Raw genomic sequence first — 17,496 nt, 5'->3', positions numbered from 1 at the left:
GCTCAAAAATTCGTTCAATCCGTGAAATTCGTAGTCCTTTCACCCCCCTTCCTCCGTCTTTGCACACCAAAATTATTGACAACACCCCCTCCAGAATTTGCGATTTTAGAACGAAGCAGTCCCCTCCCAGCAAATCCGCGAAATTTGCGAAATTCGTAGTCCGTTCATTTTCAGCCGTTTGCCATCTCCGTCCTCTGCAGTCCCGGTTTCCCCCCTTGCGGTTACTATCCCATGGCCTCACGGTCGAGCCCTCACCATCCTCCCGTTCGGTCTCCGTCGCATCGCCGTTGAGGTTTAATCGCGCCGCCCCAAGATACCCATCGCCATTTCGTTGTCATTTCCGGTCAATCCCAGTACAGAAACATGGCGCTTTTTCCGCTGGAAGGTACGGAAAAATTCATCAAAAAAAGGTAAGGATAGTTGACGAATCACCGTCTGCAGTTTCCCTGATGAAAAAAAAATTTCATTTCATTTCTTTATTTCAAATGTTTTGTTAACTTTGCAGAAACGAAACCGAATGACTAACTTATAAAAATAAAACATAATGGACGAGCAGAAACTTCTCAAACCCTACGTCATTGGATTGGACCTTGGTGGAACCAACTCCGTGTTTGGAATTGTGGACAGCCGTGGCGACATCAAGGCCACGACGGCCATCAAAACTCAGAGCTATGATACGGCCGAGGGCTATGTCAAGGCTTCGGTCGATGCCCTGAAAATCATTATCGATCAAGTCGGAGGCATTGAGCAAATCAAGGCCATGGGTATCGGCGCGCCCAACGGCAACTATTATAAAGGTACTGTGGAGTTTGCCCCCAACCTCTCCTGGGGTCGTGACGGCACGGTGCCCCTGGCCGATATGTTTTCCAAGGCACTGGGCATTCCCGTGGGGCTAACCAATGATGCCAACGCTGCCGCGATAGGCGAGATGACCTACGGCGTGGCCCGCGGCATGAAGAACTTTATCGTCATCACGCTGGGCACGGGCGTAGGCTCCGGCATTGTTATCGACGGCAAGGTAGTCTACGGTAGCGACGGTTTTGCGGGAGAACTCGGTCACGTGACCATGGTGCGCAAGGACGGTCGCCTGTGCGGATGCGGACGCCGGGGCTGTCTGGAAGCCTATTGCTCGGCAACGGGGGTGGCCCGTACCGCCCGCGAGCTGTTGGAGACAACTGACGAGGAATCCCTGCTGCGCGAGATGAAACCCGAAGACATCACATCGCTCGATGTGAGCATTGCCGCAGAGAAGGGGGATGCCCTGGCCAAGAGAATTTTTGACCTCACCGGCGAAATGCTGGGTAGAGCCTGTGCAGACTTCGCCGCTTTTTCGTCGCCGGAGGCTTTTATCTTCTTCGGCGGCTTGAGCAAGGCCGGCGAACTCATCATGCGGCCCATTCGGGAAAGCTATAATGCGAACATCCTGCAGGTGTTCAAGGGCAAGGCCAAGTTCCTGATGAGTGGATTGGATGGCAGTTCGGCAGCCGTGCTGGGCGCTTCGGCCATCGGATGGGACCTGTAACATTTCTGGATTTTTCGCAGGACGAACGGGCGGGGCAAGCACGATAGTGCGTTCTTGTCTCGCGCGAGCGTTTGGGAAATAACAATCCTGTTACAAAATATCCCTGATTCGTAAAATAATGGAAGCATTATTGTGGATTTTTAATTAAAATGTCTATTTTTGCAGTTGAATAGAATATTTAAAGTATCATCATTATGGCACAATTATCAGATCGCTTGAACCGACTCGCACCATCGGCAACACTGGCGATGTCGCAGAAGAGCAGCGAAATGAAAGCTCAGGGCATAGATGTTATCAATATGAGCGTGGGTGAGCCCGACTTCAACACGCCCGATCATATCAAGGAAGCTGGCAAGAAAGCCATCGACGATAACTATTCCAAATATTCCCCCGTGCCCGGATACCCCGTGCTGAGGGATGCCATTTCCGCCAAGCTGAAGCAGGAAAACCACCTCGAGTATGCCTCGAGCGAAATCCTTGTCGGTACGGGTGGCAAACAGGGCGTGTGCAACACGGTGCTCGCCTTGGTGAATCCCGGCGATGAGGTGGTCATTCCCGCACCCTACTGGGTGAGCTATCCGCAGATGGTGAAACTCGCGGGAGGTGAGCCAGTGGTGATACGTGCAGGATTCGAGCAGAATTTTAAGATCACCCCGGAGCAGTTGGAGGCAGCCATCACGCCCAAGACCAAGATGCTCATTCTCTGTTCACCGAGCAACCCCACCGGTAGCGTTTATTCGCAGGAAGAACTCCAGGCACTGGCCGACGTGGTGTTGGCACACCAAGATCTCTTCGTGCTCTCGGACGAGATATACGAACACATTAATTATATAGGAACCAAGGCCAGCATCGCCGCCTGCCCCGGTATGAAGGAGCGCACCATTATCTGCAACGGCGTGAGCAAGGCCTATGCCATGACCGGATGGCGCCTGGGCTGGGTGGCAGCGCCGGAGTGGATTGTGAAGGGAGTCAACAAGCTGCAGGGACAATACACCAGCGGCACCTGCGATGTGAGTCAGATGGCTGCACTGGAAGCCTACAAGGCCGATCAGGAATGTGTGGAGCGTATGCGCAGTGCGTTTGAACGCCGCCGCGACCTCATCGTGAGCTTGGCCAAGGAGATTCCCGGACTCGAGGTCAATGTGCCCGAAGGAGCCTTCTACCTCTTCCCCAAATGCTCGGCTTTCTTTGGCAAGAGCAACGGCAAGTACGTGATCAACAATTCCACCGACTTTTCGATGTATCTGCTTGAGGTAGGGCATGTTGCCACGGTGGCCGGCGACGCCTTCGGCGAACCCGACTGCTTCCGCATGAGTTATGCCACGAGCGACGACAACATTCGCGAGGCGATGCGGCGTATCAAGGAGGTGACCGGGAAACTGCAATAAATTTTTGTTAAAAACAAGTAAACCCACTTGCAATAAGGCAAAAGTTGTTATCTTTGCGAATAGTTATGCTGTCTTTTTGTGTTGACAAGGCTGTCGCGCAGACGGGCGGATACGTAGCAAACCGAAAAAATCTGAAACAAATATTACAAATAATTTATTAACAACTAAAAATTAAATTTAAATTATGGCAACTACACAAAAAGCCGCAGCCCCCAAGGCTGGAAAGAAGTCTGAAGGCTTCACAGGAATCAGAGGTGCATTCTGGATCATCGTTGTATGTTTCATTGCAGCTGTTTGTATTTTTAATTTCGTATTGGGTGATCCCGCCAACTTCCAGGGAAATGATACAGCCAATGCACCGCTCAACATGATGGGTACTATCTTCAAGGGTGGTGTCGTTGTACCTGTGATTCACACCTTGTTGCTCACCGTTCTCTGCCTTTCTGTAGAGCGCTGGTTGGCGCTGAAGACAGCATTTGGCAAGGGTAACCTTACCAAGTTTGTCGCCAATGTGAAGGCAGCTCTCAGGGCTAACGACTTTGCTAAGGCCGAAGATCTTTGCAACAAGATGAGAGGTTCTGTAGCTAACGTGGTTCTGGCTTCCCTGAACGCCTACAAGAGCATGGAAAGTGGTGCAAACGCCGGCTTGAAGAAGAGCCAGAAGGTTGCCAAGATCCAGCAGGCTCACGAAGAGGCTACACAGCTCGAGATGCCTACACTGCAGATGAACCTTCCGATTCTTGCTACCATGGTAACACTGGGTACACTGACCGGTCTTCTCGGTACTGTAACGGGTATGATCAAGTCGTTCCAGGCTCTGGCTGCCGGTGGTGGTGGAGACTCTCTCCAACTTTCAGCCGGTATTTCTGAGGCTCTTATTAATACTGCATTCGGTATTGCAACATCTTGGTGTGCCGTTATTTCATATAACTTCTTTACCAACAAGATTGACAAGCTGACATACGCGCTTGACGAGGTAGGTTACTCAATTGCTCAGACATACGAAGTCAATCACGCAGATGAGGCTTAATTTTTGCTAACCCTTTAAAATTTTATCGCTATGGGTAAAGTAAAAATTAAGAAAAACGACGTCTGGATTGACATGACACCAATGTCCGACGTGATGGTGCTTTTGCTCACCTTCTTCATGTTGACTTCAACCTTCGTGAAGCAGGAGCCAGTAAAAGTAAACACGCCGGGGTCGGTCTCCGAAATCAAGGTTCCGGAGCAGAATGTCCTGAATATTCTCGTTAGTAACGAGGGTAAGATATTCATGAGCATGGACAAGACCACGGATGTCGTGACAACACTTGAAGACGTGACCGGGCAGTTTGGCGTTGCGCTAAGCCCCCAACAACAGGAGAAGTTCACGGATGATCCCATGTGGGGCGTTCCGATGAATGACCTTCAGAACTATCTGAACTTGCCGAAGACGCAGATGCCGGAAGCCATTAAGAACTATGGTATACCGACAGACTCGGTTCCCGGCAAAGAAGGCGACGCAGCCATGAGTGAATTCCAGATCTGGGTTAAGGCAGCTAAAAACGCCAACCCGGATGCCAAGATTGCGATCAAGGCAGATGAGAAGACACCCTACAAGGTAGTGAAGACGATCATGAATGAACTTCAGGACATGAACGAGAACCGTTACTATCTGATTACTCAATATAAGAAAGTGGAGGACGAATAATGGAAAAGCAAGGAAAAAGCAAACAGAAGAAGATGAATGTCCGCGTGGACTTCACTCCGATGGTTGACATGATGATGCTTCTGATCACGTTCTTCATGCTCTGTACGTCGCTGGCCAAGCCACAGACTATGGAGCTGAGTATGCCGAGTAACGATAAGAACCTGACAGACCAGGATAAGTCGGTGACCAAGGAGTCGTACACCATTACGATGTACTGTACGGCTGACGACCAACTCTATTATGTGGCCGGATTGGTAAAACCCGAACAGCCCGACTGTCTGAAGAAGACCACATGGGGTACCAAGGGTATCCGATCGGTGCTCTATAATCACGTGACCGAGGATGGAACTTCACCGGTTCAGGATGTGATGAAGGCTAAGGCGGAACTCGACAAGAAGAAGGCAGACGTCACCAAAAAGATGTCTGACGAAGAATACAACAAGCAGTTGAGCAAAATCAAGGCCGGAGAACTGGATGGTGGGAAGATTCAGACCATGACAGTGATCATCAAGGCAACAGATAATGCCAGCTACAAGAATCTTGTAGATGCTCTCGATGAAATGCAAATATGCAGCATAGGTAAGTACGTGATCGATAGGCTTAACGCTGATGACCTTACCCTTCTGAAGAAGAATAATGTCAAGATGTAAGCATATAACGAACCGAATTAAAAGATAACAAATGGCAAATATAGATGTAACAACCAACGGTTGGACAGACCTTATCTTCGAGGGAAGGAACAAGGAATACGGCGCATACAAGCTCCGTAGGACGACCCCGAAGAGAAACATCTATTCAATCGTGGTGATAGCACTGTTGGCTGCTCTGTTTATCGGAATCTATGTTGCAAAGTCTGCATACGACCAGTATCAGGCTGCACATCAGAAAAACGAGCAAGTAACAGAGTTGTCGACACTCAACCAGCCTAAGAAAAAGGCTGAGGTTAAACGTAAGGAAGTCCAGATTCCTGAGAGAAAGCAGGAAGTGGTCAAGGAGGTGAAGTCTTCGATCAAGTTTACCGCACCTGTCATCAAGAAAGACAAGGATGTGAAACCTGAGGATGAGATCAAGACTCAGGAAGAATTGATGAAGACTACGACGGCCATCGGTGCCCTTGATGTAAAGGGTAACAGCGAAAGCGGTGAAGTGATGAAGATCACGCAGCGTGTAGCTGACGAACCCGTGAAGCCGAAACCTGAAGTGGAGAACAAGGTGTTCGATGTGGTGGAGCAGATGCCTTCATTCCCGGGTGGTGCTGCTGCCCTGATGAAGTTCCTCTCCGAAAACATCAAATATCCGGTTGTTGCTCAGGAGAATGGCGTTCAGGGACGCGTTGTGGTATCGTTCGTGGTTGAACGCGACGGTTCCATCACCGATGTGAAGGTTGTACGTTCCGTTGACCCGTCACTCGACCGTGAGGCCACACGCGTGGTGAAGTCCATGCCGAAGTGGATTCCCGGTAAGCAGAATGGATCTGCCGTACGTGTAAAGTATAATGTTCCTGTATCATTCAGACTGCAGTAACGTATATTTTAATTTCATGAAGAGAACCACATCTTACATTGTAATAGTAGGATTAACACTGGTAGCTTGTCTTTACGCTTCTTGCAACAACAAGAAGAGTAAAGATGGGCGCACAGATACATATTCATCAGGGGCGATTAGTTTCGTCTCTGATGAAAGTTTTAGCCCCGTTGTCAAAGACGGGAAAAAGTCTGACGCTGCTAATGGCGCGCTTGACGTAAAAGGTAACAGCGATAAAGACGAAACGCTCAAGGTGGCTGGGCGTGTACCAGGTGCAACGGTTGGGCCTGACAAACCAAAAGTCAAAGCAAAACCAAAAGGAAAAGGTAAAGCAATAGCCCTAAAAAAAACAAATGCCACGGACAGTGTGTTCGACGTTGTTGATCAGATGCCTTCGTTTCCCGGTGGCATAAAAGCCCTGTTGAGCTATATCTCTGAAAATCTTGAATACCCGGTGATAAATAGAACATGTGGTGATATACCAGTACATGCCGTGGTGACATGCATTGTCGAACGCGATGGTTCTATCACCGACGTGAAGATCGTCCGCTCTGTCGACCCAGTGCTTGACCTTGAGGCAATCCGTGTGGTTAAGGGCATGCCAAAGTGGACACCCGGCAAGCATAACGGCTCTGCCGTGCGTGTCAGGTATGCGATACCCGTATGTTTCAAATATTGGTAACCATGGTCTTATGAGTAAAACAATATCTTATTTCATAGTAGGATTAGCAATTTCCGTATGCTTTTTTTGTTCCTGCAACAACAAGAAGAGCAAGGACGGACGCACAGACACGTATTCATCAGGCGCAATAAGTTTCGTCTCTGATGAAAGTTTTAGTCCAATCATTGAGGAAGAGAGATTTGTCTTCCAAAAGGATTATCCTGGGGCTCAAGTCACTCCGATTTACACCAACGAATCCGAGGCCATAAACAAATTGCTCAAAGGTGAGACTTTCCTGGCCTTTACGGCCCGTGACTTTAAACCGTCTGAGCTGAAAAGCCTGCAGGGACAGAGCTTTAGGCCTGTCGCCATCAAACTTGCCTACGATGCTTTGGCATTTATCGTACACAAGAACAACAGCGACACGCTTATTTCCGTGAGGGATATCGAAAACATCATGACGGGTAAGGCGACAACCTGGGGAGACATTTTCAAAGGCTCCAAGCGTGGCAACATTACCGTGGTATTCGATAATGCCAAGTCGAGTACGGTCCATTTCGTAGAAGATTCTATTCTCGGTGGCAAGCCCATCAGCAATCCCAATGTGGCCGCTGTGGATAAAACCGAGGAGGTGATCAAATACGTGGAGGAAAATCCTGGTTCTATCGGGATCATTGGCAACAACTGGCTCAACGACAAGCGTGACACCACCAACCTGACGTTTAACAAGGACATTCGTGTCATGGGTGTGAGCCGTATTCATCCGGCAACAGCTTCAAGTAGCCGCAAGCCGTATCAGTATTATATTTACAATGGACAATATCCATTGACCAGAACAATCTACGCATTGCTCAACGACCCTCGTCAGGGACTGCCTTGGGGATTCGCTCACTTCATTGAGAGTCCTAAGGGACAGCGCATTATTTTGAAAACAGGTCTTCTGCCTGTGTTGGGTGACATTAATGTAAGAGATGTTAATGTTACTGAATAACGGAAACAAACGTCGTTTTTATTCGTTATGAAGATAAATACAGGTCTGGAAGTTAAACATACAAACAATAACGATTATGAAAGCAATTAAATATCTATTGATGGGCATGCTGGTATTTGGATCAGCAGCCCCAGCGATGGCTCAGGATACCAAGGCCATCACCGAGCAAGCAACAAAGGTTATCAAGACACAAGGCTCTGATCTCAAGGACCAAGTCAAGCAATGGTACAAGGAGTACAAGAAAAATCCGGAGGCGCTTGTCGCTATCGGTCAAGCTTTCCTGCACCAGAAAGACTTGGACCATGCTGAGATGTTTGCAGACTATGCGCTGAAGAGAGACGGCAAGTTTGCCAAGGCTTTCCTCCTCAAGGGAGATATAGCCGTGTCGAAGGACGATGCAGGTGCGGCTGCTGAAAACTACCAGCAAGCCAAGTATTTCGACCCCAAGGATCCGGATGCTTATTACAAGTATGCCATGATTCTGCGCGGACGAAGCCCGGAAGAGGCTGTGGCCAATCTCGAGGAACTTCGCACCCAGCGCCCTGATTATCCCGTGGATGCCCTCTGCGGTCGTGTTTGCTACATCGCACAGAACTACGAGAAGGCTGAGAGCTACTACGATAAGGTGGCTGACAAGACCAAAATGAGCGATGAGGATATTACTTATTATGCCATGTCCACTTGGTTGCTCGGCAAGCGCGAGAAGAGTATTGACATCTGTAAGACTGGTTTGGCACGTGATCCACGTCGCTCAGGATGGAACCGCATCGCTTTTTATAACTATACCGACCTCAAAAAGACGGCCGAGGCGCTTGACTATGCAGACCGTTTGTTCAACAAGAGCGATAGTGTGCACTTCATCGGAGAGGACTACATCTACCATGGTACTGTGTTGCAGCAGGCAGAGCGTTGGGATGAAGCCATTCAGGCTTTTGAGCAGGCCATTGAGTTCAACAAGGGTAACAGCAAGCAAATTGCCATCATCAACAAGAACCTTTCTGATGTTTACCTGAAGAAGGGCGATTCGGACAAGGCTGTAGAATATTTCGAGAAGTCGTTCGATACCAACCAACCGACGATGGACAACCTCGATAACCTTGGAACGCTTTATGCCACTATTGCTTCGCAGAAAGTTCAGGCAGGCGACCAGGCCGGTGCAGAGGAGGCTTTCAAAAAGGCTGATAACACTTACGCCCGCATGATGGAGGCTTTCCCCAACTACAACAACTATGGTAATTTCATGCGCGGTCAGATCAACGCCAACCTTGATCCGGACAGCAAGCAAGGATTAGCCAAGCCGTTCTATGAGGCTCTGGCAACTTCTCTCGAGGAAAAGGCTGATAAGAACGAGAGTGAGATTTCCATGCTCAAGCAGGCTTACCTCTACCTTATTGTTTACGAATTTAACGTGAAGCAGAACAAGGAAAATGCCAAGGCCTATGCCAGCAAGATGTTGGCCATTGACCCGGAAAACGAGGTGGCCAAGCAGGTGAGCAACATGTAATTACCCCCCTGCACCCTCGGCTGCTGTCGTCTATGAAGACGTGACAGCCCAATTAAATATCGACTAACGCAACAATCCCTTCCCGAACATCGTGTTCAGGAAGGGATTGTTGCGTTATAATTCACAATTCACAATTCACAATTTTCAATTTACAATGAACAATTGATAATTGACAATTTACAATGTATAAATTATAATTGGTGCATGGTGCTATATTACCTGATACCTTGCGAAAGAAATAACGAGCGAATTTTCAGCAATTTTGGTAGCGTTAGTTTGCTTTTAACAATTGTTGCGTCATACGAAACCTGATCTTTTTTGTACGAAATTGAACCTTGTGACATTCCATATACATTAATTTTGCATTCGTTCTTAGATCTTTACTGTCTTTATAAAGCGATATAATACATTTTATCTATAATACCTAATGATGTCATAAATGAAGAAAAAAGAATTTTTATGTGGCACTCTACTATTATGTTTAGCAGGGTCACCCTATTCTAATGTCTATTCATTTGAAACAGAACGTCACAGCATCGAGCAACAAACTCGCCAATACGAGGTCCGAGGTACGGTTTCTGACGCCCAGGAACCAATTATCGGAGCCACCGTGCGGGTCGCTGGTACCAAGAATGCCACCGTGACCGATGTAGACGGAGTGTTCAGGCTTACACTTCCGGTGGGGGCAAAGCTCGAGATTTCCTGTGTGGGCTATGAAACCCGAACCATTGTTTACAAAGGTGGCAACACGCTGTCGGTCAAATTGGCTGAAAGCGCGGTGTCGTTTGATGAGGTGCAGGTGATAGCTTATGGAACAACCAAAAAAGTTACCGTTACGGGCGCCGTGGCCTCTGTCAATCAGGATGAAATTCTCAAGTCGCCTGTGGCCAGCATGGGCAATGCGTTGGCCGGAAAGATATCTGGTCTGTCGAGTGTGCAGGTCAGTGGACAGCCGGGTGCCGACAATGCGGAGTTGTTTATTCGTGGTGTGGGTTCGATGAGTAGGTCGCTGTCGCGCCCCCTCATTCTTGTAGACGGTGTGGAGCGTCCTTTCACGCAGATAGACCCCAACGAGGTGGAGAGCCTGACCGTGCTCAAAGACGCTTCGGCAACAGCCGTTTTCGGTGTGCGTGGTGCCAACGGTGTGATCTTGGTCACAACAAAACGTGGAACCAAGGATAAACCGAGGATTAACTTTTCCTCGTCCGTGGCATTCCAGATGCCGTCGAGAGTGCCCGAGTTTGAAAACAGCTTTGGCTGGGCTTCGGCCTATAACAAGGCACAATTACATGACGGTGTGGCAGAGGATATGCTCGCGTTCAAGGACGACGACCTCGAGAAATTCAGAACCCACAGCAGTCCCATCACTCACCCCGACATTAGTTGGACAGACATGATGATTCGCAATGCCTCGATGCAGACCCAGCACAACATGAATATCTCGGGAGGTACCGATCGGGTGAAGTATTTTGCGTCGTTGGGTGTCTTTACGCAGGACGGTCTGTTCAAGGTGTTTGACAATCGAAACGACAAGGGATTCAGTTATAACCGGTACAACTATCGCATCAACTTAGATGTGGGTGTGACCAAAACAACATCCGTGGCCGTCAACCTGGGAGGATATTTCGGCAACCGCCGTGAACCCAACTACAACAGTGGACAGACAAAATCAACCAGTTCCATCTTTAGCGACCTGTATGAGTGTGTGCCTTTCAGCGGCGCAGGACTCGTAGACGGCAGGCGCGTCAGGAGCAACGCCAATCAGTTTGCCATTGGCAACTTGCAGGACGGACTGAATATTTATTATGGCAAGGGATACAGTACGATGGCGCGCAACACGCTGAACTTTGACTTCAAGCTGACGCAGAAGTTGGACTTTCTCACCAAGGGACTGTCTTTCCATATCAAGACCGCCTACAATAGCGATGTCAACATTTCGAAGAGGCGCGAGGGACGCGAGCCGCTCTATGAACCCGTCATCGATGCAACGGGCAATGTGGGCTATAAACTTGTGCACGGCTATCAGAAACTGGGCTATTCCGAATCAGACGGATTGGGCAAGAACTGGTATCTTGAGGGAGCGTTCAACTACAAGCGCGACTTCGGTCCGCATCACGTGTCGGCATTGGCCATGTATAACCAGACGATGAAATATTATCCTGCGGGCAACTTCCCCGACATACCGCGTGGCTATATTGGTTTTGTGGGGCGTGCCACCTATGATTACATGACCAAATACCTTTTGGATTTCAGCATGGGCTACAATGGCTCGGAAAACTTTGCAAAAGGACGTCGGTTCGGCCTTTTCCCAGCCGGTTCGCTGGGTTGGATTATCTCCGAGGAGAATTTCTTCAAGCCCCTGAAATCGGTGGTGGACTACTTCAAAGTAAGAGTTTCCTACGGTAAGGTGGGTAACGATATCACGAGCGACAACTCTCGTTTCCTCTATCTGCCCGACACCTATATCATCAATTCGAAAAACTACAGCTTCGGCACAACAACGACCACCAAAATAGCCGGTGCCGCCGAGGGCAAGGTCGGAAATCCGAACGTGACATGGGAAACGGCGGTAAAGCAAAACTACGGAGCTGACCTGAAGCTGTTCCGAAGTCGGTTGTCTATGAACTTCGACTACTTTATAGAGCATCGTAAGAACATTCTCATCTCGCGCGGCGTGCTGCCGGTGTATGTGGCAGTAGATCTGCCTACGGTGAACCTTGGGAAGGTGGACAACCATGGCTACGAGGTGAGCTTGCGCTGGCAGGACAAGATTGGCGACGTGAGATATCACGTAGGCGGAAACCTCTCGTATGCGAAAAACAAGATTGTCTTTACCGATGAAATCACCTATCCCTACGAATGGATGCAGCGCACAGGAAAGCCCGTGGGACAGAACTTCGGTTATGTGTTCGACGGTTACTTCACCGAACAGGAAGTAGCCAACTACGAGAAGCTGAAAGGCAAGGAAGGAGGTATTCCAGATCAGGGAAGCGGATATATTCCGCTGGCCGGCGACGTGAAGTACAAGGACCTGAACGGCGACGGAAAGATAGACGACAAGGACGTGAGAGACATCGGCTATACCACTTATCCGCTCTACTCCCTCGGTGTGAACATGGGAGTTTCGTGGAAAGGCATCGACCTGAGCCTTACGCTGTCAGGAGCTTTCCAGACCTCAAGATTGCTCAGCAACACCTATAGGGTGCCCTTTGGCGAGATGAACAATTTCAGCCTGATGAAATACATGGTGAGGGATGCGTGGACACCCGAGAAGGGCGATGCTGCCAAAGCGCCCGCTATATCGCTCAGGAGCAAGGCACACAACTATCTCAATTCAGATTTGTGGTTGAGAAATGCATCGTACGTGCGACTGAAGAACATAGAATTAGGATACTCTTTCCCCAAGAAGATGATTCGGCCGCTACACATCTCATCGCTCAGACTGGCGCTGTCGGGATACAACTTGTTGACTTTCGATAGTTTCAAGGTGACCGACCCGGAGGCCAACCCCAACGGAAAAGCCTATCCGCTGATTAAGATTGTTAACTTTGGAGTAAGAGTTGGATTTTAAAATTGGAATCATGAAAAGTTTAAAGAAAACACTATATAATGGTATTTTGGCTGTTGCCGCAATGACGCTGACAGTGGGATGCGAGGACTTGGCACTGGGGGAGAACTTCCTGCAGAAGCCGCCCAGCACAGACGTCACCATCGATACCATCTTTGGGAAGGCCGAATATGCACAGCGTGTGCTGTGGAAAAGCTACCAGTATCTGCCCTACGGCATGGAAACTCCGGGGTTCTGGACCCAGATGTGCATGAGTACCATCGAGGGACTGACTGATATCAATTATGACAACATTGGCTGGTCGGCTCTGTCGAACACCTATTACCCCGGCCTGTATAATGCGGCCGTGGAGAACGACACCAGAAAGAATTCCAACAGAACCAAGATGCAGTTCTCGCAGTCCGGCTTTTGGACCGGGGTGAGACACGCGTGGCTGTTTGTGCAAAACGTGGATCGGGTGCCCGATATGGACGCCGCCGAGAAGTCGCGCCTGACGGCAGAAGCCAAAATGATGGTGGCTGTGTTCTATGCCCACATGCTCAGGCATTATGGTGCCCTGCCCATCATAGACCATGCCCTGTCGGCAGAGGACGACAAGTTCCCCGCACGTGCAACCTTGCAGGAGACGGTCGACTTCATTGTCAAGCTGCTCGACGAGGCCATTGCCTGCAAGGAGTTCCCATGGAACATCGACGAAAGCGAGCGCGACAACTGGGACGGACGGATGACCAAGGCCGGTGCCATGGCACTGAAAACACGCGTCCTGCTGTTTGTGGCCAGTCCGCTGTTCAACGATGCCAAGCCCTTTGCCGAGGGAGAGGCCTCGGATAAGAAGATGACCTGGTTCGGAGGATATGACAAGGCTAGGTGGAAGCAAGCGGCCGACGCCTGCAAGGACTTTTTCGATGCCCTGAACGCCAACGGTTATTACAAGTTGGTGGAGGCCGGTGACAATGGCATTAGTGATGAGCGTAATGCCTATACCAGTGCCTACTTCGACCGCGGTAACACGGAGACGCTCATCGCCTGCCGCAGACAATACCTCGCCACGAAGAACAACAGTCAGTTTGACAAGGCCCTGCGCTGGGGAGCCTATTGTCCCACCAAGGAGTTTTTCGACATGTTCGAAATGAAGGACGGACGCAAATTCGACTGGAATAATGCCGAGATGAAGAAGAATCCGTTTAAGAACAGAGACCCGCGTCTTTATGAGAACATCATCTTGGACGGTGACAGATATAACGGGCGAAAGGCCGACATGGTGGACCAGAATCCCAAGGACAAAGCCAACTATCCCAAGGGCAAGGACTGGAAGCAGGGCAGAATGCACCAGCTGAGTCTGGCAACCGGATTGGCTTGCCGCAAATGGGGATTGGACAGAAACAACGAAGCCTACAGTCGTCCGGTGCAGTGGCCTATCATGAGAATGGCAGAGGTGTATCTGAACTATGCCGAGGCACTGAACGAATATCACGACGGCCCAACGCCCGAAGCCTACAAATATATCAATGCCGTGCGGGCGCGTGTCGGCATGCCGGGCTTGAAAAGCGGCATGACCAAGCAAGAGTTCAGGGAAGCTGTGTTGCACGAACGCGCTGTCGAGTTTGCTTACGAGGAGGTTAGGTTCTTCGACCTCATCAGGTGGAAGAAGTATGATGTGTTCGAAACGCCGCTTCACGGGCTGCATGTTTACCGGCACAAGAAGACCAAGGCCTATCTGATAGAGCCGTTCAAGCTCACCAAATACTCCCGCGTATGGTGGAAGAGCGGTTGGGAGCCGCGCATGTGTCTCAGCGCCTTCCCATCTAAAGAAGTGAACAAAGGATACGGACTCGTGCAGAATCCGGGATGGTAGTACAAAAAAACAATATCAACATGAAATACATAATATATATAGCGAGTCTGATGCTGCTGCCCGTACAGGCATCTGCGCAAGCCGACAGCATCCTGACGCAGAATGACAATACCATTGAATATGGGAAGAACGTCTCGGTCGATCTCAAGGAGTCAACCACCGCTACGGCTTTCACCACCCAAAAAGCGTTGTCGCACCGCAAGGGCATTAACCCCACCGACGTGTTGTACGGTTTGATTCCCGGACTCCAGGTTAGCCAGAATCAGGGCACTTCATGGGACACTTACGGAGCACTGAACGTAAGAGGTCAAAACACGCTCAATGCCAAGAAGCCCTTGGTGCTTGTCGACGGCTTCGAGCGCGACTTGGGACAGATTTCCGTGGACGAGATAGAGAAGATTACCGTGCTCAAGGATGCTCCCTCGACCGCGTTGTATGGCATGCGTGGTGCCAACGGGGTGATACTCGTTACGACAAAAAGAGGAGTTGAGGGTAAGACCAAGATCAATTTCTCTTATGAGTACAACATGGCCAAGCCTTTCAGAACCCCCGAGCTGGTGGATGGATACACTTATGCTCAGGCGCTGAACGAGGGCTTGCAAAACGACGGCTTCTCCCCCAGATACAGCGACAGGGAGCTGGCCGCATTCAAGGATGGCTCTATCCCCAGCGTCTATCCCAATGTCAATTGGTGGGACGAGGCGTTGAGAGACCACAGCAACGGCAACAATGCCGTGTTCTCGGTAACGGGCGGAGGTCGCTATGTGAAATATTTCACACAGCTGAACTATCTGAACGACAACGGTATATTGAAGCCCACGTCTGACAACGACGGCTATTCCACACAGTTTAAATATTCGAAGCTCAATATCCGAACCAATCTCGATATCGAGTTGACGAAGAATACGCAGGTGAAGCTCAACCTCTTTGGCACATTCTCCGAGCACAACAGACCCAATGCCCCTGTGCGCGACATCTTCCAGGCATTGTACACCGTGCCCGCCGGAGCCTTCCCAATCAAAAACGGACGCAACATTTGGGCGGGAACCACCGACTTCGAAAACAACCCCGTGGCCATGATCTCGGGCACTGGATACGCGCGGTCGCAAAGGCGCAACTTCTATGCCGACATGACTCTCACGCGTCGTTTGGACGCGATACTCCAAGGCCTGTCTGCCAGCGTGAGCGTAGGACTGGACAACAGTGCCTCATACTGGGACTCCAACGCGCGAAAGTATGGCTATGAGCAAACCACGTATGACTGGGAAAAGAAGGAACTTTCTTTCAAGAACCTGCGCAACGAAACCGCACTGAGCGCAAGCCACTCGGTGGGCGCCTCTCAAAACCACTTCTACTTCAACGCTTCTGCCAACTACAAGAACCGTTGGGGAGACCACGCCCTGAGCAGCATGCTCAACTACAGCATGGACAAACTCACGGCCAAGGGACAAAACAATTCGTATGCGTTCATAGACATGGCTGCACAGGCGCACTACAGTTACAAGCAACGCTATATAGCCGACGTGGTTCTCTCTGGTACGGCATCGAGCATTCTCAAGCCCGGGCACAGATGGGGCGTGTTTCCTGCCTTCGGAGCCGGCTGGCTCATTTCAGAAGAGAGCTTTGCCAAATGCAACCTGATCGACCTGCTCAAGCTGAGGGCAAGTTATGGCATCTCGGGAAGGGCAGACTTTGACAACGACTTGTTTGTCGACATGTATGGCAAGGGCGAGAACTTCTTCTTCGGCAAGGCACCCCAGGGTGCTTCCGGCCTGAAGGTAAGTCAGATTGGCATTGCAGACCTGACCTATGAGAAGTCGCACAAATTCAACATCGGTTTCGACCTCAGAGCCTTTGGCAAGTTGTCCGTGGCCATGGATTATTTCTATGACCACCGCACCGACATCCTTGTCGGAGCAGGCGGCACGGTTTCGTCTCTCTTCGGCTTGCCCGTGCCCAAGGAAAACGCGGGGATTGTAGACAACCGAGGCTTTGAAACCGATATACATTGGACTGATTTCTCAGGCGACTTGAAGTATTCCGTTGGTGGTACCTTTAGCTTTGTCCGAAACAAAATCATCGAGCAAAACGAGGAGTACAGACCTTATGAATATCTCAGGCGGACAAACGGCAGAATGGGACAGCTGCGGGGATATGTCGTAGAGGGAATATACCAGGATCAGGCAGACATTGACAACAGAAAAGTGAAGCAAACCCTATCCGAGGTTCGCCCCGGAGACCTGAAATACAAGGACCTCAACAATGACGGCGTGATCGATGCCTTCGACCAGCAGGCTTTGGGCTACAGCAAATTCCCGGAAATCTACTATTCCATGGACTTGAACGTGGAATACAAGGGTTTTGGTGCGTTTGCCCTGTTCCAGGGAATCGGCAATGTGAGCGTGCTGACCAACACGCCGAGCGTTTACCATCCGCTGTATTCCAACAGAACGATATCTACCGAATATTACAACAACCGGTGGACACCCGAAAACAAAAATGCCATCTACCCGAGGCTCACTTCCAAAGGTTCTGTCAACAATTATGCCAACAACTCTCTGTGGGTGAAGAGCGGAGCCTATCTCAAGCTGCGCACGCTCGAACTCTATTATAAGTTCAATGCCCAACAACTGAAACCGCTTAAATACGTTAGCGGTGCCAAGGTGTATGTCAGGGGTTACGACCTCCTGTGCTTTGATGGCATCAAAATCATGGACCCGGAGAATATGGGAATGGGACATCCCTCGATGACAAGATGTGCCATTGGTTTCGACTTAACGTTTTAATCCTTAA

At 49.9% G+C, this 17,496-nt stretch carries 12 protein-coding genes; all 12 read left to right on the top strand.

Going from position 1 to position 17,496, the window contains the following annotated elements:
* The first annotated feature begins 544 nt into the window (after positions 1–544).
* The 12 genes from HMPREF0645_RS03565 (at position 545) to HMPREF0645_RS03510 (ending at position 17,489) form a co-directional block, all read left to right on the top strand.
* Positions 545–1,522: an ROK family protein gene (locus tag HMPREF0645_RS03565; RefSeq protein WP_007173494.1), complete on the top strand. Its 978-nt coding sequence runs from the start codon at positions 545–547 to the stop codon at positions 1,520–1,522.
* A gap of 194 nt (positions 1,523–1,716) precedes the next feature.
* Positions 1,717–2,910, top strand: a complete 1,194-nt coding sequence (locus tag HMPREF0645_RS03560; protein WP_044123173.1) for a pyridoxal phosphate-dependent aminotransferase — start codon at positions 1,717–1,719, stop codon at positions 2,908–2,910.
* A 184-nt stretch (positions 2,911–3,094) separates the two neighbouring features.
* Positions 3,095–3,940: a MotA/TolQ/ExbB proton channel family protein gene (locus tag HMPREF0645_RS03555; protein WP_007173492.1), complete on the top strand. Its 846-nt coding sequence runs from the start codon at positions 3,095–3,097 to the stop codon at positions 3,938–3,940.
* A 30-nt stretch (positions 3,941–3,970) separates the two neighbouring features.
* Complete coding sequence (locus HMPREF0645_RS03550) at positions 3,971–4,600, top strand: ExbD/TolR family protein (RefSeq protein ID WP_007173491.1); 630 nt, start codon at positions 3,971–3,973, stop codon at positions 4,598–4,600.
* Positions 4,600–5,250, top strand: coding sequence for an ExbD/TolR family protein (locus HMPREF0645_RS03545; RefSeq protein WP_007173490.1), 651 nt, complete (start codon positions 4,600–4,602; stop codon positions 5,248–5,250). Before HMPREF0645_RS03550 ends, HMPREF0645_RS03545 begins: the two co-directional genes overlap by 1 nt.
* Positions 5,251–5,281: 31 nt before the next feature.
* Positions 5,282–6,124: an energy transducer TonB gene (locus HMPREF0645_RS03540; RefSeq protein WP_007173489.1), complete on the top strand. Its 843-nt coding sequence runs from the start codon at positions 5,282–5,284 to the stop codon at positions 6,122–6,124.
* Positions 6,125–6,140: 16 nt separating this feature from the next.
* The gene (locus HMPREF0645_RS03535; RefSeq protein ID WP_007173488.1) at positions 6,141–6,806 is read left to right on the top strand and encodes an energy transducer TonB; all 666 of its coding nucleotides are present in this window, start codon (positions 6,141–6,143) and stop codon (positions 6,804–6,806) included.
* 10 nt (positions 6,807–6,816) lie between these two features.
* Positions 6,817–7,776: a PstS family phosphate ABC transporter substrate-binding protein gene (locus HMPREF0645_RS03530; RefSeq protein ID WP_007173487.1), complete on the top strand. Its 960-nt coding sequence runs from the start codon at positions 6,817–6,819 to the stop codon at positions 7,774–7,776.
* Between the two features lie 76 nt (positions 7,777–7,852).
* Positions 7,853–9,280 carry a tetratricopeptide repeat protein gene (locus tag HMPREF0645_RS03525; protein WP_007173486.1) on the top strand — a complete coding sequence of 476 codons (1,428 nt, stop codon included), beginning with the start codon at positions 7,853–7,855 and terminating at the stop codon, positions 9,278–9,280.
* Positions 9,281–9,719: 439 nt separating this feature from the next.
* Positions 9,720–12,851 (top strand): SusC/RagA family TonB-linked outer membrane protein, encoded by a 3,132-nt coding sequence (locus HMPREF0645_RS03520; RefSeq protein ID WP_007173485.1) that lies wholly within the window; start codon positions 9,720–9,722, stop codon positions 12,849–12,851.
* Positions 12,852–12,861: 10 nt separating this feature from the next.
* A complete protein-coding gene (locus HMPREF0645_RS03515; RefSeq protein WP_044123172.1) occupies positions 12,862–14,703 on the top strand; it encodes a RagB/SusD family nutrient uptake outer membrane protein in 1,842 nt (613 codons plus the stop codon).
* Between the two features lie 20 nt (positions 14,704–14,723).
* The gene (locus tag HMPREF0645_RS03510) at positions 14,724–17,489 is read left to right on the top strand and encodes a SusC/RagA family TonB-linked outer membrane protein (RefSeq protein ID WP_245543992.1); all 2,766 of its coding nucleotides are present in this window, start codon (positions 14,724–14,726) and stop codon (positions 17,487–17,489) included.
* Positions 17,490–17,496 lie beyond the last annotated feature (7 nt).

Origin of the sequence: Hallella bergensis DSM 17361 (assembly GCF_000160535.1) — a bacterium.
Lineage (GTDB): Bacteria > Bacteroidota > Bacteroidia > Bacteroidales > Bacteroidaceae > Prevotella > Prevotella bergensis.
This window is presented reverse-complemented; position numbering and strand designations above follow the sequence as displayed.